The organism is Pseudomonas sp. 44 R 15, assembly GCF_900004965.1.
In the GTDB taxonomy this organism is placed as follows: Bacteria; Pseudomonadota; Gammaproteobacteria; order Pseudomonadales; family Pseudomonadaceae; genus Aquipseudomonas; species Aquipseudomonas orientalis_A.
Genome location: NZ_CVTU01000119.1, coordinates 1 through 1,786 on the forward strand (window position 1 = coordinate 1; position 1,786 = coordinate 1,786).

A 1,786-nucleotide genomic window follows, 5' to 3' on the forward strand; every position below is an offset into this window, starting at 1 on the left:
CGGCGTTTTTCAAGGTAGTTGTCGCGTCCACCGTCGCGCTACGCGACTTTTATTACCACGGTCAGCTCCCTTTCGGGGTTCAGATACACCGTCCCGATAGGGTTCCAGTTGCGTGTCTCTCCTGACCATCGTTCCGGTCTTTTCTCTCTGGCCTGCCGGTATGTCGCATCTCGACGAGCCAAGATTTCTCGGTCTTTTCCTTCATGACGTTGAGCCGGTGTTACGAAGCGGATCCGGCTATGACGGTGCACAGTGTTGTACCAGGTCATAAAATCCCTCACCCAGATACGCGCATCTTCCAGGCTGGTAAACCCCGCCTGTGGCCACTGCGGGCAGTATTTCAGTGTCCTGAACAGTGATTCCGAGTACGGGTTGTCGTTGCTAACCCGTGGTCGACCGCGAGACGGTGTGATGCCCAGGTCATACATCTTGGTCAGTAACGTCACCGATTTCATCGGTGCTCCGTTGTCCGAGTGAAGCACCAGCGGCTGGCGCCAGCACTTCTCCTGAGTCACGCTTCGTTGCAGCAACGCTGCTGCCTTCTCCCCGCTCTCTGCTTCATAAACTTCCCAGCCCACGGCTTTTCGGCTGTAGATGTCTTCGATCAGATAGAGGTAGTAAAATTTCCCACGAACCGGGGACGGCAGGTAGGTGATGTCCCACGACCATACCTGGTTAGCTGAAGTCGCTGCGTAAGTGGTCGGTGCCTCATGGCGATGCGGCCGCTTGGCTCTGGACCGGTGATGCTGCTGACCTGCCGCATGCAGCACACGATAAAAAGTCGACTCCGAGGCTACATATCTTCCTTCATCGGCCAATTGCGGCACGATCTGGCTTGGCGGGAGGTGCGCATAGGCTTTGCTGTTGCACAGGGTCACGATGCCTTGTCGTTCAAGCTCACTGAGTGCATTACTCGGTATCGGCCTTAGCGTCGTCGTGCGTCCATCTGCCAAGAGTTCTTGCGGCAAGCTCCAGCGTTGCAGCGTCCTCAGTGAAATGCCTACCTCCTGACAAGCAGGCGCCCTGCGGGCGCCCGCCAGAATGGCTTCATTAAGCCAATCAACGAGTAAATACCGTTCTGGCAACAAGGTCAGTTGGCCTCGTCGTCGCTCCCCCAGTAGGCATTGAGCTTTTTTCGTAGTACCAGTAAGGCCGCTGTTTCAGCCAGAGCTGCATCTTTGCGGCGCAGCTCACGCTCAAGTTCACGGATACGATTTTTATCATCCCGTGACTGTCCGGAGGTTGCAGTTTTCGCGGTTGACTGTTTCGTGCTGCCGGCAATAAAAGCGTTGCGCCAATCGGTTATTTGCTCGGGAAAAATACCTTTTCGTCGGCAGTACTCACCGACCTCCAGTTCCGATAGCGAACCTGTTTCTATGATGATCGTCAGCTTGGACTCGGCGGACCAATTTTCGGCCGGTTGCTTGGCATCGGACAATTGCGTTCCTCTGGCGGCAGCTTGTTTGCGCCAATAATGGAGAGACATATCGCTGCAACCCTCGCGCCGAGCGACCTCCGCCGCCGAGAGACTCAGGGGCGGAAGCATCATTTTCAGCAGCGCAGCTTTACGTTCTTCTGAATAGAAAGGCATGACCATACTCTTGCCGCCCCCGGAATGCTTTTCAAAAAGCGGGGGACACGACAACTACCCTGACACCGGGGGCTGATCTGCTTTTGATCTTGATCTCAGGTGCCCCGTTAAACCACGCTGGCCGAACGCAGGCTTGAATCCGTGGGTAACCCGGCAGGACGCCGGGTTAGCCGCACTGGGCCATGGATGGCCCAT

Annotated in this window: 1 protein-coding gene; it reads right to left on the minus strand. The window is 56.1% G+C overall.

The window, feature by feature from the left end:
• Positions 1 to 38 precede the first annotated feature (38 nt).
• Positions 39 to 1,591 (minus strand): IS3 family transposase gene (locus BFP93_RS27950; RefSeq protein ID WP_218061229.1). Its coding sequence is split into 2 segments (ribosomal slippage): positions 39 to 1,129 and positions 1,129 to 1,591, totalling 1,554 coding nucleotides; the frame shifts between segments, so codons are not numbered across the junction.
• Between the last annotated feature and the right edge of the window lie 195 nt (positions 1,592 to 1,786).